This window comes from Streptomyces chartreusis NRRL 3882 (genome assembly GCF_900236475.1).
Classification (GTDB): domain Bacteria; phylum Actinomycetota; class Actinomycetes; order Streptomycetales; family Streptomycetaceae; genus Streptomyces; species Streptomyces chartreusis_D.
Genome location: NZ_LT963352.1, coordinates 5,746,354 through 5,769,038, shown reverse-complemented (window position 1 = coordinate 5,769,038; position 22,685 = coordinate 5,746,354). Strand labels below are relative to the sequence as shown.

Annotated in this window: 18 protein-coding genes; 10 read left to right on the top strand and 8 right to left on the bottom strand. The window is 71.5% G+C overall.

Annotated features, from left to right (window positions below):
- Nucleotides 1-9: 9 nt before the first annotated feature.
- The 3 genes from SCNRRL3882_RS26135 to SCNRRL3882_RS26125 all read right to left on the bottom strand — a co-directional run bounded on the left by SCNRRL3882_RS26135 (nucleotide 10) and on the right by SCNRRL3882_RS26125 (nucleotide 5,782).
- Nucleotides 10-1,452, bottom strand: coding sequence for a S28 family serine protease (locus SCNRRL3882_RS26135; RefSeq protein ID WP_010046932.1), 1,443 nt, complete (start codon nucleotides 1,450-1,452; stop codon nucleotides 10-12).
- Between the two features lie 94 nt (nucleotides 1,453-1,546).
- Nucleotides 1,547-1,939 (bottom strand): hypothetical protein, encoded by a 393-nt coding sequence (locus SCNRRL3882_RS26130; RefSeq protein WP_010046934.1) that lies wholly within the window; start codon nucleotides 1,937-1,939, stop codon nucleotides 1,547-1,549.
- Nucleotides 1,940-2,050: 111 nt separating this feature from the next.
- Entirely contained in the window at nucleotides 2,051-5,782 is a 3,732-nt protein-coding gene (locus SCNRRL3882_RS26125; protein WP_010046937.1) for an ABC transporter ATP-binding protein, read from the bottom strand.
- A gap of 175 nt (nucleotides 5,783-5,957) precedes the next feature.
- Between SCNRRL3882_RS26125 and SCNRRL3882_RS26120 the strand changes: the two genes are divergently transcribed.
- Nucleotides 5,958-7,115, top strand: a complete 1,158-nt coding sequence (locus SCNRRL3882_RS26120) for an acyl-CoA dehydrogenase family protein (RefSeq protein WP_010046948.1) — start codon at nucleotides 5,958-5,960, stop codon at nucleotides 7,113-7,115.
- A gap of 45 nt (nucleotides 7,116-7,160) precedes the next feature.
- Complete coding sequence (locus SCNRRL3882_RS26115; protein ID WP_010046950.1) at nucleotides 7,161-8,051, top strand: acyl-CoA thioesterase; 891 nt, start codon at nucleotides 7,161-7,163, stop codon at nucleotides 8,049-8,051.
- Here SCNRRL3882_RS26115 and SCNRRL3882_RS26110 read toward each other — a convergent pair.
- Complete coding sequence (locus SCNRRL3882_RS26110) at nucleotides 8,044-8,832, bottom strand: phosphatase (protein WP_010046952.1); 789 nt, start codon at nucleotides 8,830-8,832, stop codon at nucleotides 8,044-8,046. The two genes, SCNRRL3882_RS26115 and SCNRRL3882_RS26110, sit on opposite strands and share 8 nt — an antisense overlap.
- Nucleotides 8,833-8,925: 93 nt before the next feature.
- Nucleotides 8,926-11,004, bottom strand: a complete 2,079-nt coding sequence (locus SCNRRL3882_RS26105) for a PucR family transcriptional regulator (protein WP_010046954.1) — start codon at nucleotides 11,002-11,004, stop codon at nucleotides 8,926-8,928.
- A 143-nt stretch (nucleotides 11,005-11,147) separates the two neighbouring features.
- Between SCNRRL3882_RS26105 and SCNRRL3882_RS26100 the strand changes: the two genes are divergently transcribed.
- The 5 genes from SCNRRL3882_RS26100 (at nucleotide 11,148) to ppk2 (ending at nucleotide 16,684) form a co-directional block, all read left to right on the top strand.
- Nucleotides 11,148-12,614, top strand: coding sequence for a sodium:solute symporter (locus SCNRRL3882_RS26100; RefSeq protein ID WP_010046956.1), 1,467 nt, complete (start codon nucleotides 11,148-11,150; stop codon nucleotides 12,612-12,614).
- Nucleotides 12,615-12,670: 56 nt separating this feature from the next.
- Complete coding sequence (gene speB, locus SCNRRL3882_RS26095) at nucleotides 12,671-13,654, top strand: agmatinase (RefSeq protein ID WP_010046962.1); 984 nt, start codon at nucleotides 12,671-12,673, stop codon at nucleotides 13,652-13,654.
- Nucleotides 13,651-15,336 carry a thiamine pyrophosphate-binding protein gene (locus tag SCNRRL3882_RS26090; protein WP_010046964.1) on the top strand — a complete coding sequence of 562 codons (1,686 nt, stop codon included), beginning with the start codon at nucleotides 13,651-13,653 and terminating at the stop codon, nucleotides 15,334-15,336. Before speB ends, SCNRRL3882_RS26090 begins: the two co-directional genes overlap by 4 nt.
- 98 nt (nucleotides 15,337-15,434) lie before the next feature.
- A complete protein-coding gene (locus SCNRRL3882_RS26085; protein WP_010046966.1) occupies nucleotides 15,435-15,677 on the top strand; it encodes a DUF6411 family protein in 243 nt (80 codons plus the stop codon).
- 32 nt (nucleotides 15,678-15,709) lie between these two features.
- On the top strand, nucleotides 15,710-16,684 hold the full coding sequence (gene ppk2 / locus SCNRRL3882_RS26080; RefSeq protein ID WP_010046971.1) for a polyphosphate kinase 2: 975 nt from the start codon (nucleotides 15,710-15,712) through the stop codon (nucleotides 16,682-16,684).
- A gap of 66 nt (nucleotides 16,685-16,750) precedes the next feature.
- On the opposite strand, the gene SCNRRL3882_RS26075 is transcribed toward ppk2, so the two are convergent.
- Together SCNRRL3882_RS26075 and SCNRRL3882_RS26070 are read right to left on the bottom strand one after the other, a co-directional pair.
- Nucleotides 16,751-17,203, bottom strand: coding sequence for an ATP-binding protein (locus tag SCNRRL3882_RS26075; RefSeq protein WP_010046973.1), 453 nt, complete (start codon nucleotides 17,201-17,203; stop codon nucleotides 16,751-16,753).
- A 152-nt stretch (nucleotides 17,204-17,355) separates the two neighbouring features.
- A complete protein-coding gene (locus SCNRRL3882_RS26070; RefSeq protein WP_010046975.1) occupies nucleotides 17,356-17,958 on the bottom strand; it encodes a hypothetical protein in 603 nt (200 codons plus the stop codon).
- Between the two features lie 447 nt (nucleotides 17,959-18,405).
- Here SCNRRL3882_RS26070 and SCNRRL3882_RS26065 point away from each other — a divergent pair, with 447 nt between their 5' ends.
- Nucleotides 18,406-19,257, top strand: coding sequence for a serine hydrolase (locus SCNRRL3882_RS26065; RefSeq protein WP_029181665.1), 852 nt, complete (start codon nucleotides 18,406-18,408; stop codon nucleotides 19,255-19,257).
- Between the two features lie 52 nt (nucleotides 19,258-19,309).
- A complete protein-coding gene (locus SCNRRL3882_RS26060; protein ID WP_010046979.1) occupies nucleotides 19,310-20,341 on the top strand; it encodes an esterase-like activity of phytase family protein in 1,032 nt (343 codons plus the stop codon).
- Nucleotides 20,342-20,375: 34 nt separating this feature from the next.
- On the opposite strand, the gene SCNRRL3882_RS26055 is transcribed toward SCNRRL3882_RS26060, so the two are convergent.
- Nucleotides 20,376-20,972 (bottom strand): TetR/AcrR family transcriptional regulator, encoded by a 597-nt coding sequence (locus tag SCNRRL3882_RS26055; protein WP_010046981.1) that lies wholly within the window; start codon nucleotides 20,970-20,972, stop codon nucleotides 20,376-20,378.
- A gap of 86 nt (nucleotides 20,973-21,058) precedes the next feature.
- On the opposite strand from SCNRRL3882_RS26055, the gene SCNRRL3882_RS26050 reads away from it, so the two are divergent.
- Nucleotides 21,059-22,675, top strand: coding sequence for a carboxyl transferase domain-containing protein (locus SCNRRL3882_RS26050; RefSeq protein ID WP_010046982.1), 1,617 nt, complete (start codon nucleotides 21,059-21,061; stop codon nucleotides 22,673-22,675).
- Nucleotides 22,676-22,685 lie beyond the last annotated feature (10 nt).

Below are 22,685 nucleotides of genomic sequence, written 5' to 3'. Positions count from 1 at the left end.
GGCATCCAGTTACGGACGCAGCGTCATCTCACGCTGCGTGTCCCGCTTGTCCAGCTTGGCGTCGAACTTCGCCAGCGGCTTCGCCGCCGCCGGGTCGGCCTGCACCGCGCTGGAGGCGACGCCGGCCCAGTCGAGGATGCGGGCGGTGGCGAGGGCCTTCTGCTCGGGCACGAGGCCCGCGACGTTGGCGCCGTGGTTCATGCCGGGGGCGGTCATGACGTAGGAGTCCTTCGCGCCCTTGCCGACGCGGAAGGGCTCCGCGCCCCACGGGTCGTTCTGGCCGTAGACGAACAGCATCTGCCGGGCGTTGTGGCGGACCCAGGTGTCCACATCCCGCATCGCCGACGGCTGGAACGTCATCGGGATGTCCCGGGGGACGAAGTTCCGCGGCGGCTGGTAGCCGTAGCGGATGTACTTCTTCTCGATGTGCGGGAACCGGATCGTCGGCGCGCCGAGCTGCGTGCCGGCCTGGTAGTAGTACGGCGTGTAGGCAGCAAGGCCCTGGTCGGCATAGGCGGAGAAGCCGGAGATCGTGTCGACGGAGTTCCAGATCTCGTCGTCGGTGGCGTTCTTCGCGTCGGCCGGGATCTGGTCGCAGTCCTCCAGCAGGCTGTACTGCCAGAAGCCCCACACATAGTCGAGGACGGTCGCCTCGTAGGCCTTGTCCAGGCTGCCGATGGTCTCGAAGGTGAGGTCGTTCTCCTTCGCGTAGGCGGCGTACTTGTTCTCCAGCGGCTCGCGGCGCACCAGCGCCTCGCGCTGCACGCCGTTCAGCCGGTCGCGGCACTCCTCGGTGCCGACGCGCGCGAAGAAGCGGTCGTAGGCCGAGTCCTCCTTGTTGACGACGTCGTTGGGGGCGACGTAGGCGACGACGCCGTCCATGTCGCGCGGGTAGAAGCGCTCGTAGTAGGTGGCGGTCATGCCGCCCTTCGAACCGCCCGTGGAGATCCAGTTCTTGCTGTAGATGCCCTTCAGCGCCTTGAAGACGCGGTGCTGGTCGCTGGCGGCCTGCCAGATGTCCAGCTTGGACCAGTCGGCCGGGTCGGGCCGGGACGGGGTGAAGAAGCGGTACTCCAGGGAGACCTGGTTGCCGTCCACGATCTGGGTGGGCTCGCTGCGGCGGGGCGACGTGGAGACGTTGTAGCCGCTGGTGAAGAAGACCGTCGGGCGGGAGACGTCCTTGTGCAGCACGGTGATGCGCTGCTGGAACGTGCCCTTGGAGGGCCTGCGGTGGTCGACCGGCTGGGTGTAGTTCAGGACGAAGAAGCGGTAGCCGGTGTACGGCTTCTCCTCGACCAGGCTCATGCCCGGTATGGAGAGCAGCCTTTCCTTGATGTCAGTGGTGCTGTCGGTGCCGGTGGCCTCCGGCTCGGCGGCGGTGGCCGCTCCGGCCGTGCTCAACGTGCCTATGAGCACCGTGAGCGCCAGCAGCCATCTGAGCGCCTTGCGCATGCGCACTCCCCTGTGAGACAGATGTGCGCCGGAAGCTAGCGGACCAACTCCCCCCAGCACCAGGGGACATAGGGAAAACCCTGTGCGCCGGTCGTCAGCACAGGATCCAGCCGGAGCTGACCGATCCCGGCCCCACCCTGCCCTTCAGCCATACGCAGCGGCGCCCGGCGTGCACCATGACCGGGCCGGCGTGGTAGGCGTACCGGCCCTCGTCGACGACCGGGCGGCTGCCGCGCGCCTGCACGCTCACCGACATCTTCCGTTTCACGCCGGGCTTCTTGGCGACGGTCACGGCGCAGACGTAGCCGCCGCGCTTGTAGACGAGCACGGTTCCGGTGGCGAAGGGCAGGGTGCGGACCTTGCGGCCGGGACAGTAGGCGGAAGCGGCGGCCTGCGCCTCGCCCGGCGCCGCTACGGCCAGCAGGCCGGAGGCGGTCAGCACGGCCAGGCCGAGCGCGAGCCGCCGGCGTATCGCTCCACTGTCCACTGTCGTCCTCCCGTACCGCGTCGTCCGCGACCATCGGCGTACGGCTGTACGGACGCATGACGTATGTCGCACGGTTGCACGACCGTCGCGGCGGCGCCGCACGGACTTGCGTCAGCGGGACGCGCCGACCGGCTCCTCCGGCTCCGCGGCGCCGATGAACGTCCGCCACAGCTCGGCGTACCGCCCGCCGCGCGCGAGCAGCTCCTCGTGGGTGCCGTCCTCGACGACCCGGCCGTGGTCCATGACGACGACCCGGTCGGCGCGGGCGGCGGTGGTGAGGCGGTGGGCGACGACGAGGGTGGTGCGGCGGCCCGCCAGGCGGTCGGTGGCCTGGTTGACCTGGGCCTCCGTGGCCAGGTCGAGGGCGGCCGTCGCCTCGTCGAGCAGCAGGACGTCCGGGTCGACCAGCTCTGCGCGGGCCAGGGCGATCAGCTGGCGCTGCCCGGCGGAGAGGTTGCGGCCGCGCTCGGCGACCTCGTGGAGGTAGCCGCCTTCCAGCGTGGCGATCATCTCGTGCGCGCCGACCGCGCGGGCCGCCGCCTCGACCTCGGCGTCGGTGGCGTCGGGGCGGCCGTAGGCGATGGCGTCGCGGACGGTGCCCTGGAAGAGGTACGCCTCCTGCGGGACGACCCCCAGACGGTGCCGGTACGAGGTGAGGTCCAGGGCGCGCAGATCGGTGCCGTCGACGGTGACCCGGCCGCCGGTGGGGTCGTAGAAGCGGGCCACGAGCTTGACGAGGGTCGACTTGCCCGCGCCGGTCTCGCCGACGAACGCGACGGTCTGCCCGGCGGGGATGCGCAGGTCGACCCCGCCGAGCGCCTCCTCGTCGTCGCCATACGCGAAGTGCACGTCCTCGAAGGCGATCTCGCCGCGCAGGGAGAGGACCTCGCGTGGCTCGTCGGCGGACTTCGTCGACGTCGGCTCCTGGAGCAGCTCCTGGATGCGGCCCAGCGAGACGGACGCCTGCTGGTAGCCGTCGAAGACCTGGGACAACTGCTGCACCGGCGCGAAGAACAGGTCGATGTAGAGCAGGTACGCCACCAGCGAGCCGATCGCCAGTGTCCCGTCGTCGACCCGCGCCCCGCCGACGATCAGCACGGCCGCCGCCGCCACCGACGACAGGAACTGCACGAAGGGGAAGTACACGGAGATCAGCCACTGGCCCCGGATGCGCGCCTGGCGGTAGCTGTCGCTGTGCCCGGCGAACCGCCGCCCGCCGTCCCGCTCGCGCCGGAAGGCCTGCACGATCCGCAGCCCGGACACCGACTCCTGGAGGTCGGCGTTGACCACCGACACGCGCTCACGGGCCAGTTCGTACGCCTTCACGCTCGCCCGGCGGAAGAAGAACGTGGCGATGATCAGCGGCGGCAGCGTCGCGAAGACGACCAGCGCCAGCTCCACGTCGAGCACCAGCAGGGCGACCATGATGCCGAAGAAGGTGACGACCGAGACGAAGGCGGTGACCAGGCCCGTCTGGAGGAACGTCGACAGGGCGTCGACGTCGGTCGTCATCCGGGTCATGATCCGGCCGGTCAGCTCCCGCTCGTAGTAGTCGAGCCCGAGGCGCTGGAGCTGGGCGAAGATCTTCAGCCGCAGGGAGTAGAGGACCCGTTCGCCGGTGCGGCCGGTCATCCGGGTCTCGCCGACCTGGGCCGCCCACTGCACGGCCACCGTCAGCAGCGCGAGCAGTGACGCCGCCCACACGGCGCCGAGCGCGGCCTGGGTGACGCCCGAGTCGATGCCGTGCCGGATCATGATCGGCAGCAGCAGGCCCATGCCCGCGTCGACGGCGACCAGACCGAGGCTGACCAGCAGCGGCAGTCCGAAGCCGCGCAGCAGCCTGCGCAGACCGTACGACTGCTCCGGCTGCACCGCCCGCGACTCGTCGACGTCGGGGACGTCGGTGGCCGGGGGCAGCGCCTCCACCTGGGCGAGCAGCTCGGGCGTGGCGGGGCTCTCGGCGAGGGCGAGGTCCTTGCGTTCGCGGTCGCCGGTCCACAGGCGCGGGGTGACCCCGCGCTCGGCGTCGAACTCGGCGTCCAGCTCGTCCCGGACGGAGGTGTCCTCCTCGGGGCAGGCCGCCTGGGTGTGGCCCGGGGAGACCGCTCCCAGCTCGTCGGGGTCGGTGAGCAGGCGCCGGTAGAGGGCGGAGCGCCGCTGGAGCTCCTCGTGGGTGCCGATGTCGGCGAGGCGCCCGCCGTCCAGGACGGCGATGCGGTCGGCGAGGTTCAGGGTGGAGCGGCGATGGGCGATCAGCAGGGTGGTGCGGCCCCGCATGACCTCCTTCAGTGCCTCGTGGATCTCGTGCTCGACCCGGGCGTCCACGGCGGAGGTGGCATCGTCCAGGACCAGCAGGCGCGGGTCGCTGAGGATGGCGCGGGCGAGTGCGACGCGCTGGCGCTGGCCGCCGGAGAGGGTCAGGCCGTGCTCGCCGACGGTGGTGTCGTAGCCGTCGGGCAGCTCGCTGATGAACCGGTGGGCCTGAGCGGCGCGGGCGGCCTGTTCGATCTCCTCCTGGGTGGCTTCCGGGCGGCCGTAGGCGATGTTGTTGCGGACCGTGTCGGAGAAGAGGAAGGAGTCCTCCGGGACCAGCCCGATCGCGGCCCGGAGCGATTCCAGGGTCAGTTCGCGCACGTCGTGGCCGCCGACCAGGACGGCACCGCGGGTGACGTCGTAGAAGCGCGGCAGCAGCAGGGAGACCGTGGACTTGCCGGAGCCGGAGGAACCGACGACGGCGAGGGTCTCGCCGGGGCGGATCTCGAAGGAGAGCCCGTCGAGGACGGGCCTGGTCTGGCCGGGGGCGACGTCGTAGCCGAAGGAGACGTCGTCGAACTCGACGGTCGCCGGGGCGTCGGCGGGCAGTTCCTTGCGGCCGTCCTCGAGAGACGGCTCGGTGTCGATCAGCTCCAGGACGCGTTCGGTGCCCGCACGGGCCTGCTGGCCGACGGTGAGCACCATGGCGAGCATCCGGACCGGGCCGACGAGCTGGGCGAGGTAGGTGGAGAAGGCGACGAACGTGCCGAGCGTGATGTGCCCGCGCACCGCGAGCCAGCCGCCGAGCGCCAGCATCGCGACCTGGCCGAGGGCGGGGACGGCCTGGAGGGCCGGGGTGTAGACGGAGTTGAGGCGGATGGTGCGCAGCCGCCCGGCGAAGAGCCTGCGGCTGACGTCCCTGAGCTTGCCGGTCTCCTGTTCCTCCTGCCCGAAGCCCTTCACCACGCGGACCCCGCTGACGGCACCGTCGACCACACCGGCGACGGCGGCGGCCTGGGCCTGGGCGTACCAGGTGGAGGGGTGCAGCCGGGTGCGGCTGCGCTTGGCGATCCACCACAGGGCGGGGGCGACGGCCAGGGCGACGAGGGTGAGCGGCAGCGACAGCGACGCCATGATCACCAGGGAGATCAGGAACAGCAGGAAGTTCCCGATGGTCATCGGGAGCATGAACAGCAGGCCCTGGATCAGCTGGAGGTCGCTGGTGGCCCGGCCGACGACCTGGCCCGTGGACAGTTCGTCCTGGCGGCGGCCGTCGAGCCGGGTGATCGTGCCGTACATCTCCGTCCGCAGGTCGTGCTGGACGTCGAGGGCGAGGCGTCCGCCGTAGTAGCGGCGGATGTAGGTGAGGACGTAGACGACGAGTGCGGCGGCTATCAGGAGGCCGGCCCAGGTGGTCATCGAGCGGGTGTGGTCGCTGATGACGTCGTCGATGATCACCTTGGTGATCAGCGGGACGAGGGCCATGACCGCCATGCCGGCCAGCGAGGAGCCGAGGGCGAGTACGACGTCCTTCGGGTGGCGCCATGCGTAGGCCCACAGTCGTCGTGCCCATCCCCGTTGCGGTGTCACGCGGGTGCCCTCCGATCGTCCTGGTCTGCCGGAAGGCACCAACGCCGTGGGAGGCTGTTTTCATCCCGCGGCGTGACGAGCGTTACCCCGCACCCACCCTGGACGGTCGTTGATACTCGCCGGTATCTTGTTCTGAGCAAGCGCTTAGACAGCTGAGGTCCCTGGAGGTGGCGGCGTGCGCCGTACGGTGTTCAACGAGGATCACGAGGCGTTCCGGGAGACCCTGCGCGCCTTCATCGAGGCCGAGGTCGTACCGGTGTACGACGAGTGGTTCGCGGCGGGCCAGGCGCCCCGCGACTTCTACTACAAGCTCGGTGAGCTGGGCATCTTCGGGATCAACGTCCCCGAGGAGTTCGGCGGCGCGGGCCTGGACAGCCACAAGTTCGAGGCCGTGCTCTACGAGGAGACCGCTCGCGCGGGCGTCCAGTTCGGCGGCTCCGGCGTGCACGTGCTGCTCGCCCTGCCCTACATCAAGATGCTCGCCACCGACGAGCAGAAGAAGCGCTACCTGCCGAAGTTCGTCACCGGCGAGGAGATGTGGGCCATCGCGATGACGGAGCCGGGCACCGGTTCCGACCTCGCGGGCATGAAGTCCACCGCCAAGCTGAGTGAGGACGGCACGCACTACGTCCTCAACGGCGCCAAGACCTTCATCACCGGCGGCGTCCACGCCGACCGCGTGATCGTCTGCGCCCGGACCGCCGCCCCGACCGCCGAGGACCGCCGCCACGGCATCTCCCTGTTCGCCGTCGACACCAAGTCCGAGGGCTACTCGGTCGGCCGCAAGCTCGACAAGCTCGGCCTGAAGACCTCCGACACCGCCGAGCTGGCGTTCGTCGACGTCAAGGTGCCCGTCGAGGACCTCCTCGGCGAGGAGAACAAGGGCTTCTACTACCTCGGCCACAACCTGGCCTCGGAGCGCTGGGGCATCGCCTTCGGCGCCTACGCCCAGGCCAAGGCCGCCGTCCGGTTCGCCAAGCAGTACGTGCAGGAGCGCACGGTCTTCGGCAAGCCCGTCGCCCACTTCCAGAACACCAAGTTCGAGCTGGCCGCCTGCCAGGCCGAGGTGGACGCCGCCGAGGCCGTCGCCGACCGCGCGACCGAGGCCCTCGACGCCGGTGAGCTCACCCCCGCCGAGGCCGCCTCCGCGAAGCTGTTCTGCACCGAGGTCGCCCACCGCGTCATCGACCGCTGCCTCCAGCTGCACGGCGGCTACGGCTACATGAACGAGTACCCGATCGCCCGCCTGTACGCGGACAACCGCGTCAACCGCATCTACGGCGGCACCAGCGAGATCATGAAGACGATCATCGCGAAGGACATGGGCCTGTAAGGCCCCCGACACCGGCACGCGATCACTGGCCGGTACAACTACCTCATGAGTCAGGCACTACAGGACCTCCTCGATCTGCTCGACCTGGAGCAGATCGAGGAGGACATCTTCCGCGGCCGGTCCCGGTCCGCCGTCGTCCCGCGGGTCTTCGGCGGGCAGGTCGCGGCCCAGGCGCTCGTCGCCGCCGGGCGGACCGTCCCCGAGGACCGGCCCGCGCACTCCCTCCACGCGTACTTCCTGCGCCCCGGTGACCCCGGCGCGCCCATCGTCTACACCGTCGACCGGATCCGCGACGGCCGCTCCTTCACCACCCGCCGGGTGGTCGCCGTCCAGCACGGCAAGCCGATCTTCCACCTCTCGGCGTCGTTCCAGGTGTACGAGGACGGGCTGGACCACCAGGAGCGCATGCCGGACGCGCCCGATCCCGCCACGCTGCCCACCGGTGAGGAACGGCTGCGCGGCTACGGGCACCTCGACCCGGCGGTCGTGGAGAAGTTCCTGGAGGCCCGGGCCGCCGTCGATCTGCGCTACGTCGACGAGCCGCCGTACGGGAAGTTCGGCGAGCCGCGCGAGCCGCACTCGCAGGTGTGGTTCCGGACCAACGGCAAACTGGGCGGCGCTGTTGACGAACCGCTGCTGCACGTCGTCCTCGCCACCTACGTCTCCGACATGACGCTGCTCGACTCCGTGCTGCTCGCGCACGGGCGGGGCGGCTGGGCCGTCGGGGACGTCGTCGGAGCCTCCCTCGACCACGCGATGTGGTTCCACCGGCCGTTCCGCGCCGACGAATGGCTGCTCTACGACCAGGAGTCCCCGTCCGCGTACGGCGGCCGGGGACTGGGACAGGCCCGCATCTACACGCAGGACGGGCGGCTGGCCATCACGGTGATCCAGGAGGGCGTGGTCCGCGTCCCGCGCGAGCCGGGCACTAGCTGAGGCCCGCCTCCGCCAGCAGGTACGCCGTCATCGGGTCGTAGTGGCGGGGGCTGACCACGTGGTCGTCGAGGGGCACCGTCACCTGTACGGTGCCCTCGGCCTCGGCGATGAAGAGGGCCGGGTCGTTGCAGTCGGCGTAGCCGACGGAGTCCACGCCGTGCTGTCCCGCGTAGCCCGCCCAGCCGTGGTCGGCGACGACCAGGTCGGGCAGCGGGCGGCCCTCGCGCTCCAGGGCGGTCAGGATGGCCTTCATCGGCTCGCCCGAGTGGGTGTGCCACAGGGTGGCGCCGTGCTCCAGCACCGCCACGTCCGCGAACTGCATGACGTAACCCTCCTCGGTCGTCAGCCCGTCCGGGATGACGACGATCTCGCAGCCGGCCGCGCGCAGGGCGGACGCGGTCGCGCGGTGCACGTCGAGCAGGCCGCCGGGGTGGCCGGTGGCGAAGAGCACCCGCTGCTGCCCGTCCGCCGCCTTGCGCAGCCGCCCGGCGAGCCGGTCCAGGGCCGCGACGGTCAGCTCCGGGTCGATGGTGTCCTGGCCGTACCGGTGCTCGGGGTCGTCGTTCACGCCGACTCGTTCCGCCATCACCGCGAGGACGTCCTGCTCGTCGCTCCAGCGGTCGCCGAGTTCCAGGCCGAGCCAGTAGTGGCGGTCGGCGTTCGCCAGCTTGCGGTAGTGGGAGAGGTTGTTCTCGCGGGGGGTGGCGACGTCGCCCGCGATGCGCGTCCTGACGAGGTGGTCGACGAGTTCGGCGCGGCTGGGTGTCCCGGGTATCGGCATGACAACCATTGTGGAGCAGCCGACTGGGGGCGGCCCTGGCGTATCGCACGCTGGGATGTGCGTCACGTACTCAGCGGGACCCCGCTCACCTACTCAGATCTGCCGCAGCGCGAACCACAGTTCCATGCGGACGTCCGGGTCGTCCAGGTCCGCTCCCAGCAGGGTCGCGCACCGGGCGATGCGCTGCCGCACGGTGTTGCGGTGCACGGACAGGGCGACGGCCGTGCGGTCCCAACTGCCGTGCAGGGAGAGCCAGGTGCGCAGGGTCTCGGGGAGCGCGGGGTGGGCCGTGACGGGCGCGAGCAGGGTGCGGGCGTGGGCCGCCGCCTCGTCGGGCGGGACCAGGTCGGCGAGGGCGGGGCGCGGTCCGTGCCGGAGCAGCGGGGCGCGGGTGGCGCGGGCCCGGGCCAGGGCGCGGGCCGCCTGGGTGTCGGCGGCGGGCCAGTCCTCCGGGGCGACGTCGGCGCTGACGCCCAGGGTCCAGCCGGGCAACGGGTCCGGTGCCGGGTCGGCCGGGAGCAGGACCCGTACGACGTCGCCCGCCGGGTCGACCAGGGCGGAGCCGAGCGCGGCACCCAGCGCGCCGGCCGCGACGGCGTCGGGGACGCCCTCCCCGTCCGGACGGGCGTGCACGACGACCCACCGCCGCCCGTCGCCGAGCAGCGGTGCGACGTCCTCGGGCGCGGCCCCCAGCAGCAGCCGCACCAGCGCCGAGGAACGGGCGGCACCCGTACCGCTGTGCTGCTCCCCGGTGAGGAGGGAGAGCAGCACGGCGGCGACCGACACGATGGTGTGATCCCCCGGCGCACGCCCCGGGGCAGCCACCCCGAGCACGAAGCCGCGCCCGGCACCGAGGGCGTAGGCGGCGAGATGCGTACCGGAGACGGTGTCGGTGGCGGAGGTGGGGTGGGGGCGGTTGGCGGGAGAGGGCGTCCGGGGCTGAGGCGGGGGCGCGGGTCGGTTGGGTGGTTGGGGCTGGGGGCGGCCTGCGTCGGGTGCCCCGTCACGCGGCCGCGAGCGCCTGGCCCCGGCGAGCCCGCCCGGGCGTTCGACTTCGGCGGGCCCGCCCGGACGTCCGACACCGACGGGACCGCCCGGCTGCGCCGCCGGTCCGTCCGTGTGCGGTGCCCTGCCCGGCTCGACCGCCCGGGAGAACTCGCCCGGAGACCGCGCGCCCCCAGTGGGCGCCGACCGCACCACCCCGGAGCCGACCTCGCCAGGCACGCCCGGCCGTCCGCCCCCGCCAGGCACGCCGGACCGTCCGCCCTCGCCAGGCACGCCCGACCGCGTCGCCCCGCCCGCCCGCGAGGACTCGCCCGGAGACCGCGCGCCCGCAGTGGGCGCCGACCGCACCACCCCGGAGCCGACCTCGCCAGGCACGCCCGGCCGTCCGCCCCCGCCAGGCACGCCGGACCGTCCGCCCTCGCCAGGCACGCCCGACCGCGTCGCCCCGCCCGCCCCCGAGGACTCCACCGCAGGCCGCGCGCCCGCACCCTGCGTGCCCGCCGGCGGCCCGGCCCCCGCGTCCACCGGCCGCACCACTCCCGCCAGCTCCGCCAGCGCCTCGCGCGCCTCGCCCGCGGGCTCCCTGCCCGCCCCCGCGATCTCCGCCCCCTCCGGGCCGTACAGCACCGCCCACCCGCCCAGCCGCTGGGCCAGTTGCCGGAGGACCGACGGGACCGGGTCGGGGCGGGAGGCGGCCGCGGCCAGGCTCTGCTGGGCCTCCGTCACGCGGCGGAGTTCGGCCAGGCGGGCCTGGGCCATCAGCTGCCAGACCGCGCGGGCCACGCCCGAGAAGGTGGTCTGCTCCGGCACCTCCAGCAGCGGCAGGCCGTGCCTCTCGCACGCCGCGACCAGCGCCCTCGGCACCGTGTCGTGGACCGGCGCCACCCCGAAGCCGAGGGCCGCGCCGCCCGCCGCGACGATCCGGGCCACGTAGTCGTCGAAGTACGTCCCCGACCCCGCCGCCTCCGGGATGTGCACGCCCGCCGTGAGCAGCAGTTCCCCGCCCAGCAGATACGGATACGGGTCCGCCATCTCCGAGGTGTGCACCCAGTGGACGACGGTGCCGGGGTCGTCGGGGCCTGCGATCCGGCGCAGGGCCAGGTCCTCGCGGGCCAGGAGGGCGGACAGCGGAACGGGGGGTGTGGGGGGAACCGTCGAATCCGGCATGTGTGCGTTCCCTCCGGCCAGTGCCGTTCGAATGGATGAAACGTACACTTCGCAGTCGCTTTCCGGCCACCTAGGGTCAGTCCTCGTCAACCTCGTCCCCCACGACCGAGCTCCGCGCCCCGTGCGTGCGCGAAGGAGGCCCCATGGCCGTCGACTACCTCGTGATCGTCGTCTACCTGGCCGGCATGCTCGCCATGGGCTGGTGGGGCATGCGCCGCGCCCGCTCCAAGAGCGAGTTCCTGGTGGCCGGCCGCCGGCTCGGCCCGGCCATGTACTCCGGCACCATGGCGGCGATCGTCCTCGGCGGCGCCTCCACCATCGGCGGTGTCGGGCTCGGCTACCGGTACGGCCTGTCCGGCGCCTGGATGGTCTTCACCATCGGCCTCGGTCTGCTCGCCCTCTCCGTCTTCTTCTCCGCCCGCATCGCCCGGCTGAAGGTCTACACCGTCTCCGAGATGCTCGACCTGCGCTACGGAGGCGGCCGGGCCGGCGTCATCTCGGGCGTCGTCATGTGGGCGTACACCCTCATGCTCGCGGTGACCTCGACCATCGCCTACGCCACGATCTTCGACGTCCTGTTCGACATCAACCGCACGCTCGCGATCGTCCTCGGCGGCTCGATCGTCGTGGCGTACTCCACCCTCGGCGGGATGTGGTCGATCACCCTGACGGACATGGTGCAGTTCGTCGTGAAGACCATCGGCGTGCTGCTCCTGCTGCTGCCGATCGCCGTCGTGAAGGCCGGCGGGTTCAGCGAGATGAAGGACCGGCTGCCCACCGACTACTTCGACCCGCTCGGCATCGGCGGCGAGACGATCTTCACCTACGTGCTGATCTACACCTTCGGCATGCTCATCGGGCAGGACATCTGGCAGCGCGTGTTCACCGCCCGCAGCGACCGAACGGCCAAGTGGGGCGGGACCGTCGCCGGCACCTACTGCCTCGCGTACGCCCTCGCCGGCGCCGTCATCGGCACGGCTGCCAGGGTGCTGTACCCGAAGCTCGGCAGCCCGGACGACGCCTTCGCGACCATCGTGAAGGAGGAACTGCCCGTCGGAGTCCGGGGCTTGGTGCTGGCCGCCGCCCTGGCAGCCGTGATGTCGACCTCGTCCGGCGCGCTGATCGCCTGCGCCACCGTCGCCAACAACGACATCTGGTCCCGGCTGCGGGGCCTCGGCAAGGCGGCGCCTGCGGAAGACCACGACGAGGTACGGGGCAACCGCGCCTTCATCCTGCTCATGGGCCTCGCGGTGATCGGCACGGCCATCGCGATCGACAACGTCGTGGAGGCGCTGACCGTCGCCTACAACCTCCTCGTCGGCGGACTGCTCGTGCCGATCCTCGGCGGGCTGGTGTGGAAGCGGGGCACGGTGTACGGCGCCCTCGCCTCCGTCGTGGTCGGCGGGCTCGCGGTCATCGTGCTGATGGCGGCGCACGGCATCCTCGCCAACGAGCCCGTCTACTACGGCCTGCTCGCCTCGCTCGCCGCCTATCTGGTCGTCTCCCTGGCCACCCCCGCCACCGACGCCGCCGTCCTCGCCGCCTGGCGCGAGCGGCTCTCCGGACGGGCCCCCGAACTCGCGTCCGAACCGGTCACGGCTCCCCAGTAGAGTCGTAGAGCAAGCAGTACATACGCGATGAAGCGTAGGAAAGAAGGCATTTCTCCATGAGCAGCAACGAGACTCCCCGCGGACCCGTCGACTCCTCGCGCGTTCCGCGGTACGCGGGCCCCGCGACCTTCGCCCGGCTGCCCCGGCTCGACGAGGTCGGCGGGCGGGCCGATGTCGCCGTGGTGGGCGTGCCGTTCGACTCGGGTGTCTCGTACCGGCCGGGCGCCCGCTTCGGCGGCAACGCGATCCGCGAGGCGTCCCGGCTGCTGCGCCCGTACAACCCGGCGCAGGACGCCTCGCCGTTCGCCCTCGCCCAGGTCGCGGACGGCGGCGACATCGCCGTGAACCCGTTCAACATCAACGAGGCCGTCGAGACCGTCGAGGCCGCCGCCGACGACCTGCTCGGCACGGGCGCCCGGCTGATGACCCTCGGCGGCGACCACACCATCGCGCTGCCGCTGCTGCGCTCGGTGGCGAAGAAGCACGGCCCGGTGGCCCTGCTGCACTTCGACGCCCACCTCGACACCTGGGACACGTACTTCGGCGCCGAGTACACCCACGGCACCCCGTTCCGCCGCGCGGTCGAGGAGGGCGTCCTCGACACCTCCGCCCTGTCCCACGTCGGCACGCGCGGCCCGCTCTACGGCAAGCAGGACCTGACCGACGACGAGAAGATGGGCTTCGGCATCGTCACCTCGGCGGACGTCTACCGGCGCGGCGCGGACGAGGTCGCCGACCAGCTCCGCCAGCGCATCGGCGACCGGCCGCTGTACATCTCCATCGACATCGACTGCCTCGACCCGGCCCACGCCCCCGGCACGGGCACCCCCGAGGCCGGCGGCATGACCTCGCGCGAGCTGCTGGAGATCCTGCGCGGCCTGGCGTGCTGCAACCTGGTCTCCGCGGACGTCGTCGAGGTGGCGCCCGCGTACGATCACGCGGAGATCACGTCGGTGGCCGCGTCCCACACGGCGTACGAACTGACCACGATCATGTCCCGCCAGATCGCCGCGGCCCGGAAGGACTCGGAAGCCAAGTGACTCACGACCACGACCTGGTGCTCCGCCCGACGCCCGCCCAGACGGAGGCCGCCCTGAACCCTCCCCCCGGCCGGGGCGGCGGAGACCTGGTCGTGGAGACGCTGGCCGCGCTGGGCGCGACGACCGTGTTCGGACTGCCCGGCCAGCACGCGCTGGGCATGTTCGACGCGCTGCGCCGCTCGGACTTGAGGTACGTCGGCCTGCGGGTGGAGAACAACGCCGGCTTCGCTGCCGACGCGTACGGCAGGATCACGGGTGAGGCGGCGCCGCTGCTGCTGTCGACGGGGCCGGGAGCCCTGACGTCGCTGGCGGCGCTCCAGGAGGCGGCCGCGGCCAGCGCCCCCGTCCTGGCGATCAGCAGCCAGGTCCCGACGACCGGGCTCGGCGGCGGACGCCACGGCTATCTGCACGAACTGCCCGACCAGGCGGCCTCGTTCCGGGGCGTGGTGAAGTCGGTCCACACCGTCCGCACCCCGTCGCAGATCCCGTCCGCCATCGAGGCGGCCTGGAAGTCGGCGCTGAGCGCCCCGCACGGGCCGGTGTGGGTGGAGGTCCCGCAGGACGTACTGCTCGCGCCGACGGCGATCCCGGTGGTGACCGGCGGCGACGCCTTCCCCGAGGAGCTGCCGCCGCGCCCCGAACTGACCGCCGTGGCCGCCGACCTGCTGTCGAAGGCGGCCCGCCCGGCGATCATCGCGGGCGGCGGAGTGATCCGGGCGGACGCGTCGAAGAAGCTGCGCCGGCTGGCCGAGACGCTCCAGGCGCCGGTCGTCACGACACCGGGCGGCAAGGGCGCCTTCCCCTGGACGCATCCGCTGTCGCTCCAGTCCTGGATCGAGGACCGCCACACCACGGACTTCCTCGAGGACGCGGACGTCCTGCTCGTCGTCGGCTCGGGTCTCGGTGAACTCTCCTCGAACTACCACACGTTCAAGCCGCGCGGCCGGATCATCCAGATCGAGGCCGACCTCGGCAAGCTGGAGTCCAACCACCCGGCCCTGGGCATCCACGCGGACGCCCGCCTCGCCTTGCAGGCACTGCTGGAGACGGTCACCGAGCGGGAGGACCCGACGGCACCGGAGCGCGTCCGCGCGCTGCTCGCGAAGGTCGCCGAACGCATCGCCGCCCAGGAACTCGCCCTGGAGCAGGACGTGCTGGCGTCCGTCCGCAGGGCGCTCCCCGCCGACTCCCCGTCCTTCTGGGACATGACGATCCTCGCCTACTGGGCCTGGTCGGCCTTCGACGCCAAGGGCCCCAACCACATGCACTCCGCACAGGGCGCGGGCGGCCTCGGCTACGCCTTCCCGGCGGCACTCGGCGCGGCGGTGGCCGACCCGACCCGGCCGGTCCTCGCCGTCTCCGGCGACGGCGGGGCCCTGTACTCGATCGCCGAGCTGGCGACGGCCCGCCAGTACGGCCTGAACGTCACCTGGCTGATCGTCGACGACGGCGGCTACGGCATCCTGCGCGAGTACATGACCGACGCGTTCGGCGAGGCGAGCGCGACGGAACTGACCCGGCCGGACTACGTGGCCCTGGCGGAGTCCTTCGGCGTCCCCGGGGTCCGTACGACCCCGGAGAACCTGGAGCAGGACCTCGCGAAGCAGCTCGCGTCGCCGGGGCCCTCGGTGGTCCTGCTCCCGGCCGTGCTGCGGATGTTCGCGCCGACGCATCTGGACTGAGCGCCGACCGGTCCGGCCGGGCCGTTTCTTCGCTCCTCACATGGGCGGGACCGAGCGGGGCACCCGTGTATCCGTCCACCAGCGAAGGGGAGCCGATCATGGTAGTCGCCGTCGTCATCGTCGGGTGTGTGGTCCTGGCCGTCCTGGCCTTCCTCGTCCCCCGTCTCTCCCGCCATCCCGAGCGCGGCACGCAACGTACCCTCGGTGCCGGGGCCCGGGCCGGTGGCAAGGCGCCCGGCATTCTGGGCCGGCTCTTCAGCAAGCCCTTCCACACCAGCTCGCGCGCGGTGAGCCGCAGCGGTTCGGCAGGTCGCCGCTCCCGCGGCCGCATGCCCTTCTGACCGACGGCGCGGACCGAGCGGGGAGCATAATCATGAACGCCGAAGACGCCGAAGACGCGAACAGGTTGCTGGACGGGCTGACCGTGGATGCCAGTCGGCGAGAGCAGCCGATCGTGCTGGACGAGGACGGACGTCCCATCCGGACCTGGCGGGAGAACCATCCGTACGACCACAAGGTCCGCCGCAAGGAGTACGAGCGGACCAAGCGCATCCTGCAGATCGAGCTGCTCAAGCTCCAGCGGTGGGTCAAGGACACCGGCGCCCGTCTGGTCGTCGTGTGCGAGGGGCGTGACGCCGCGGGCAAGGGCGGCACGATCCAGCGGCTCACCGAGCGGCTCAACCCCCGCGGCGCACGCGTGGTCGCCCTGGACAAGCCCACCGAACGCGAGATGGGCCAGTGGTACTTCCAGCGGTACATCGCGCATCTGCCGACGGCCGGGGAGATCGTCTTCTTCGACCGCTCCTGGTACAACCGGGCCGGCGTCGAGCGCGTGATGGGGTACTGCTCCAAGGACGAGTACGAGCTGTTCCTCGACCAGTGCCCGGCCTTCGAGCGGATGCTGGTCGACGACGGCGTCCTGCTGGTGAAGTTCTGGTTCTCGGTCTCCCGCTCCGAGCAGCGCACGCGCTTCGCGATCCGGCAGGTCGACCCGGTGCGCCAGTGGAAGCTCTCCCCCACCGACTTGGCCTCGCTGGACCGCTGGGACGACTACACCGAGGCGAAGGTCGACATGTTCCGCGCCACGGACACCGCATACGCCCCCTGGACCGTCGTCAAGAGCAACGACAAGCGGCGCGCCCGGCTGGAGACCATGCGCAGTCTGCTGTCGCGCATCGACTACGCCAGCAAGGACCGCGAGGCCGTCGGCACACCCGACCCCCTCATCGTCGGCGCCGCCGACACCCTTCTGGAGCCCGGCGAGGAGGACACCGCACTGTCACCCACTCCGTTGTCCTCCGGCGCCGACGGGCCGGGCAAGCACCCCGAGCACCCCGGGACCGACTGACGCTCACGAGCCCGTCCCTCTCATCCGGAACCGTGCGATGGCGGTGGTCGTAGGACGCCCACTCAGTCAGTTGCTGCTGCCGTCATGCCGGTCGTTGCCGGTGTCGGTGTCGGTGTCGGTGTCGGTGTCGGCGGGACGGAAGCATGCCGTCACCGTCTTGCCGTTCCGCCGGCACCGCATCCCCCACTCGTCGGCGAGCTTCTGCACGATCGCCACTCCGCGGCCGGAGACGTCCCCCGGCGCTGCTTCGCGCTGGCGCGGCAGCGTCGGGTCCTCGTCGTGGACGCTCACATGAAGGCAGTCGCCGTCCCACGTGAGGACCAGGTGCGCGTCGCTGTGCGCGTGGACGTGCGCATTGGTGATCAGCTCGGACACGGCCAGGACGACGGCGTCCACCGTGTCCGGCTCCGCGGCAGCCCAGGGCAGGGATTCGAGACGCCTGCGTGTCCACTCCCGCCCGGCGCGCACTCCCTCGGACATGGGGAACGAGTGCGCCCATCCCATCGCCTTCACCGCCACCGCCCCGGCCTCCTTCCCCTCGGCCCCACACAGGTGCATGAACCGTGTACCCGGCGCCCTCCTCAACAGACACGACGCGGTGGGCCGCCCACGACTTTCCGGGCGGCCCACCCCACATGCCGGTTACTTCTCGAGCACGGCTCGAACACGACCTACAGGCCGTCGCGGACCATCGCGGCGACGAGGTGGACGTGGCGGTCGGCCGCCGTGTTCGACATCTCGTTCTCGAAGTTCAGGCCGTAGGGCCAGAAGTGGCCGCCGCCGGTGGAGATCTTCGCGCCGGAGCCGTCGTACTGCTTGACGAGCGCGGTGGCCTGCCCGCCGGTCCAAGTGCCGCTGCCGCCGAGGCGGGACCAGCCCGAGCTGGTGCCCACGCCGATGGTGTGGGCGATCTCGTGCAGGGCCGTCCGCTTGGTCATGTAGCTGCGGTTGCTGCCGAAGCGGATGGTCCCGTTGATGTTGCCGTCGGCGGTGGGGACGCCCGGCTCGTAGCGGACGGTGATGGTCTTGCCCAGGTCACTGAGGTTGTTGTAGCGGGCCACCGCCGCGTTCATGGCCCGGGTGATGGCGTCGTAGGCGGTGCGCTGGTCCTCGGTCGGGTTGCTCGCCCGCACGAGGGACCAGGTGATGGTGGCCGCGGCGGCGCGTTCGCGGGCCGGGGCGGGGGCGGCCTGGGGGGTGGCGGCCTGGGCGACGCCTGGGCCGGCCAGTAGTGCGGCTGTCAGGGCAGCTACAAGTGCCTTGCGTGGGCTCATCGCGGATCCTCCTGTGGGGGTGACCGTCAGAAGCTTGCGAGACTTCGTACGGCGTTCGGGATCTCGGACACACGTGACCACTGTCGACATCAGATCGGATACGACGAAATCCCGTCACTGACGCGGCAGTTGGCGCGCTGTCGACCGCAAGTATCCCGGCGGGAAAACCGACGTCAAGAGTTTTCACAGGGGTCAGCGGAGCGGCACCTGACCGAAGGGCCGGGGGCCGTTCGGCCGCCACGGCGTGCCCGAACACCCGCTTCGAAGCTCCCGGCGTTCCAGGGTTCGGTGGCAGCTGTCACCCCGGCATCGTGAACAGCCCTGACTGGAGGCCGCTGTGACGAAACCGGGACCCTCCTGTGAAACAACGCAGCGCCCGGTAACGACTCGCACAAGCCTTCGCCGATCGCTACAACCTTTGCCCCTTCCCGGTGAGTCATGGAGTGCATGACTTCTGGGATATCCCGCCGCGCGAGAGTGCTGGCGGTGGCCGTGGGTACGGGTGTGCTCGTGCCGCTCGTCGCTGCCGCCACGCCCGCCGCCGCCGCGACTCCGGCCGTGACCTGCACGTCGGCCAAGGCCGGGCTCGCCGCCAAGCTGAAGAAGGACATCACCGCCGCGCTCGCCACCCGCAAGGGAACGGTCGCCGTCGGCCTCTACGACCGCAGCACCAACACGACGTGCACCCTGCGCGCGAGCTCCGCCTACGACTCGGCCAGCGTCGTCAAGGTGACTGTCCTCGCCACGCTGCTGTGGGACGCGAAGAAGCACGACCGGTATCTCACCGACCGCGAGAACACCCTCGCCAAGGCCATGATCACCAAGTCGGACAACGCCGCGACCTCCACCCTGTGGAAGCAGCTCGGCATGACGAAGATCAAGGGCTTCCTCAGCGCCGCCGGCATGACCCAGACCAAGCCCGGCGCGAACGGCTACTGGGGCCTGACGCAGATCACCGTCACCGACGAGCAGAAGCTGCTGAAGCTCCTCACCGCCAAGAACGCGGTCCTGAGCGACAACTCCCGTGCCTACATCCTCAAGTTGATGGGCCAGGTCGTCTCGTCCCAGCGCTGGGGCACGCCGTACGGAGTGCCGTCCGGCGTCACCGTGGCCGTGAAGAACGGCTGGCTGCAACGCTCCACGAACGGCTGGCGGGTGCACAGCGTCGGCGCGTTCAAGGGCGGCGGCCACGACTACATGATGACCGTGCTCACCCACGGCAACAGCACCATGAACTACGGCATCGCGACCATCCAGGCCGTGGCCAAGGTCATCCACAAGGACCTGGCCGCGAGCTGACCCTTCACCGCGCGTCCTACCCGGCGTCACCGGTCCGCCCTACGGTGGCGCCATGCCCCTGAGAAACCCTCTCGCCCTCCTCACCGCGGGCCTGGCGGTGGCCACGTGCCTGACCGCCGCCGGCCCCGCCCAGGCGCACACCCGGCACGCCTGCTCGCCGGACGTGTCCATCGACGGCTTCTCCGACGCGCTCGACAAGACGACGTACGAGAACACCTACGTCGGCAATCTCTCGGCCCTCGCCATGGACGGCGGCGGCTCACTGGCCGCCCTCTCCGACCGCTCGTCCCTCTTCCGCCTGGACGCGAGGACCCTCAAGCCCCGGTCCGTGACCCCGCTCGCCGACGAGAACGGGACCGCGCTCGACTCCGAGGGCCTGGTCATCGACGCCGACGGCACTCTCCTGGTCACCTCCGAGACCGAGCCGTCCGTCCGCCGCTACTCCCGCACCGGCGAGATCCTCGACCGCCTCCCGGTCCCGGACGCCCTGCGCGTGAGCCCCGTGGGCCGGGCCCAGCCCAACGGCACCTTCGAGGGCCTGACGCTGCTTTCCGGCGGCCGCACCCTGCTGGCCTCCATGGAGTACTCGCTGTCCGGCGACGACTCGACGATCGTCCGCTTCCAGACCTGGCGCAGGACGGCACACGGCCACTTCGCCCTCGGCGCCCAGTACGCCTACCGCAAGGACCCCGGCCTGGGCGTCCCCGAGGTCCAGGCGACCCCCGACGGCCGCCTGCTGGTCCTGGAGCGCGGCTTCACCTCCGGCGTCGGCAACACGGTCCGCCTCTACCTGGCCGACCCGCGCGGGGCGACGGACACGAGCGGCATCGAGACCCTCCCGGCCCGCCCCGAGGCCCGCCTGATCAGGAAGACCCTCCTCACCGACCTCGTGACCTGCCCCTCCCTCGGAGCGACGGCCGAGCAGCCCCAGCCGAACCCGCTGCTCGACAACATCGAGGGCATGACGATCACGGGCCGGACGAAGAAGACCCTGAAGGTCCTCCTGGCCAGCGACGACAACGAGAACAAGACCCAGACGACCCGCTTCTACGCCCTGCGGGTGAGAACGACCACCCAGCGCTGACCACGAGGGATCCTCCCCGGGCGGGCGGGAGTGGCTACGCCCCCGCCGCCGCGAACGCCCCCCGGGCCATCCGGTGCAGCAACTCCGCCGTGGCCCCCCGCCCGGGCAGGGACCCGGCCCTCCCCAGATGCGGCGTCGAGTTCAGCAGCCCGAACACCGAGTGCACAGCCGACCGCGCCGCAGGCTCCCCCAGTCCGGGATACACCTCCCGCACGACGGCCACCCACAGCTCCACGTACTGCCGCTGGAGCTGCCGGACCATCTTCCGGTCGCTGTCCCGGAGGCGGTCCAGCTCCCGATCGTGCAGGGTGATCAGAGGCCGGTCGTCGAGCGCGAAGTCGATGTGCCCCTCGATCAGCGAGTCGAGGACCGCCTCCGCCCCCGCGCCCCCGTCCGCCTCCGCCACCCGCCGCTTCGCCCCGGTCAGCAGCTGCCCGCTGATCCCCACCAGCAGCTCCGCGAGCATCGCGTCCTTGCCCGCGAAGTGCCGGTAGAGCCCGGGCCCGCTGATCCCGACAGCGGCACCTATCTCGTCGACTCCGACCCCGTGGAAGCCCCGCTCGGCGAAGAGCCGGGCGGCCTCCTTGAGGATCTGCTCGCGTCGGGTGGGGGCGTCGGTTCTCGTGGCCATGAAATCAATTCTAGACAGGGAGGTTAGCGGTCGTTAACCTGAAGGAAATGCGTTAACGCTCATTAACAAGGTGAGGGGACCGCAGGATGCACGAGGCACCGGAGCTCACGAGCGCGGCAGACCCCGCGTCGGAGGCCTTTCGGGCCAACGAGGAGGCGCACCGCGCCCTCGTGGAGGAGCTGCGCGCCAAGCTGGCCGCGGCCGCGCGGGGAGGCGGCGAGAAGGCCCGCGCCCGCCACACCGCGCGCGGCAAGCTGCTCCCCCGCGACCGCGTCGACACCCTCCTCGACCCGGGTTCACCCTTCCTGGAGCTGGCCCCGCTCGCGGCCGACGGGATGTACGAGGGCCAGGCCCCGGCCGCCGGTGTCATCGCCGGCATCGGCCGGGTCAGCGGCCGCGAAACCGTGATCATCGCCAACGACGCCACGGTCAAGGGCGGCACGTATTACCCGATGACGGTCAAGAAGCACCTGCGCGCCCAGGAGGTCGCCCTCGACAACCGCCTCCCCTGCGTCTACCTGGTGGACTCCGGCGGCGCCTTCCTCCCCATGCAGGACGAGGTCTTCCCGGACCGGGACCACTTCGGCCGGATCTTCTACAACCAGGCCCGTATGTCGGGCGCCGGCATCCCCCAGATCGCCGCCGTCCTCGGTTCCTGCACGGCCGGCGGGGCGTACGTCCCGGCGATGAGCGACGAGGCGGTGATCGTCCGCAACCAGGGCACGATCTTCCTGGGCGGACCGCCCCTGGTGAAGGCGGCCACGGGCGAGGTCGTCACGGCGGAGGAGCTCGGCGGCGGCGAGGTCCACTCCCGCGTCTCGGGCGTCACGGACCACCTCGCGGAGAACGACGCGCACGCGCTGCGCATCGTCCGCACCATCGTCTCCACCCTCCCCGCGCGCGGGAAGCTCCCCTGGGAGGTCACGCAGGCGATCGAGCCGAAGGTCGACCCGCAGGGCCTCTACGGCGCAGTCCCGGTCGACTCCCGCACCCCGTACGACGTCCGGGAGATCATCGCGCGCGTGGTCGACGGCTCCCGTTTCGCCGAGTTCAAGTCCGAGTTCGGCCAGACCCTGGTCACGGGCTTCGCCCGGATCCACGGCCACCCGGTGGGCATCGTCGCCAACAACGGCATCCTGTTCTCCGAGTCCGCCCAGAAGGGCGCCCACTTCATCGAGCTGTGCGACCAGCGCGGCATCCCGCTGGTCTTCCTGCAGAACATCTCGGGGTTCATGGTCGGCCGGGACTACGAGGCGGGCGGCATCGCCAAGCACGGCGCCAAGATGGTCACGGCCGTGGCCTGCACGCGCGTACCGAAACTCACGGTCGTGGTCGGCGGCTCGTACGGCGCGGGCAACTACTCCATGTGCGGCCGGGCGTACTCCCCCCGGTTCCTGTGGATGTGGCCGAACGCCAAGATCTCCGTGATGGGCGGCGAGCAGGCCGCCTCGGTCCTCGCGACCGTCAAGCGGGACCAGCTGGAGGCGCGTGGCGAGTCCTGGCCGGCGGAGGACGAGGAGGCCTTCAAGGCCCCGATCCGCGCCCAGTACGAGCGCCAGGGCAACGCCTACTACGCGACGGCCCGCCTCTGGGACGACGGTGTGATCGACCCGCTGGACACCCGCCAGGTCCTGGGGCTGGCCCTGACCGCGTGCGCCAACGCGCCCCTGGGTGACCCCCAGTTCGGCGTCTTCCGGATGTGAGGGGACGGAC

Excerpts from the sequence above, each read along its gene's own strand:
- SCNRRL3882_RS26135 (WP_010046932.1), bottom strand. The coding sequence starts at position 1,452 with ATGCGCAAGGCGCTCAGATGGCTGCTGGCGCTCACGGTGCTCATAGGC.
- SCNRRL3882_RS26115 (WP_010046950.1), top strand. The coding sequence starts at position 7,161 with ATGAGTCAGGCACTACAGGACCTCCTCGATCTGCTCGACCTGGAGCAG.
- SCNRRL3882_RS26110 (WP_010046952.1), bottom strand. The coding sequence starts at position 8,832 with ATGCCGATACCCGGGACACCCAGCCGCGCCGAACTCGTCGACCACCTC.
- SCNRRL3882_RS26105 (WP_010046954.1), bottom strand. The coding sequence starts at position 11,004 with ATGCCGGATTCGACGGTTCCCCCCACACCCCCCGTTCCGCTGTCCGCC.
- SCNRRL3882_RS26100 (WP_010046956.1), top strand. The coding sequence starts at position 11,148 with ATGGCCGTCGACTACCTCGTGATCGTCGTCTACCTGGCCGGCATGCTC.
- speB (WP_010046962.1), top strand. The coding sequence starts at position 12,671 with ATGAGCAGCAACGAGACTCCCCGCGGACCCGTCGACTCCTCGCGCGTT.
- SCNRRL3882_RS26085 (WP_010046966.1), top strand. The coding sequence starts at position 15,435 with ATGGTAGTCGCCGTCGTCATCGTCGGGTGTGTGGTCCTGGCCGTCCTG.
- ppk2 (WP_010046971.1), top strand. The coding sequence starts at position 15,710 with ATGAACGCCGAAGACGCCGAAGACGCGAACAGGTTGCTGGACGGGCTG.
- SCNRRL3882_RS26070 (WP_010046975.1), bottom strand. The coding sequence starts at position 17,958 with ATGAGCCCACGCAAGGCACTTGTAGCTGCCCTGACAGCCGCACTACTG.
- SCNRRL3882_RS26065 (WP_029181665.1), top strand. The coding sequence starts at position 18,406 with ATGACTTCTGGGATATCCCGCCGCGCGAGAGTGCTGGCGGTGGCCGTG.
- SCNRRL3882_RS26060 (WP_010046979.1), top strand. The coding sequence starts at position 19,310 with ATGCCCCTGAGAAACCCTCTCGCCCTCCTCACCGCGGGCCTGGCGGTG.
- SCNRRL3882_RS26055 (WP_010046981.1), bottom strand. The coding sequence starts at position 20,972 with ATGGCCACGAGAACCGACGCCCCCACCCGACGCGAGCAGATCCTCAAG.
- SCNRRL3882_RS26050 (WP_010046982.1), top strand. The coding sequence starts at position 21,059 with ATGCACGAGGCACCGGAGCTCACGAGCGCGGCAGACCCCGCGTCGGAG.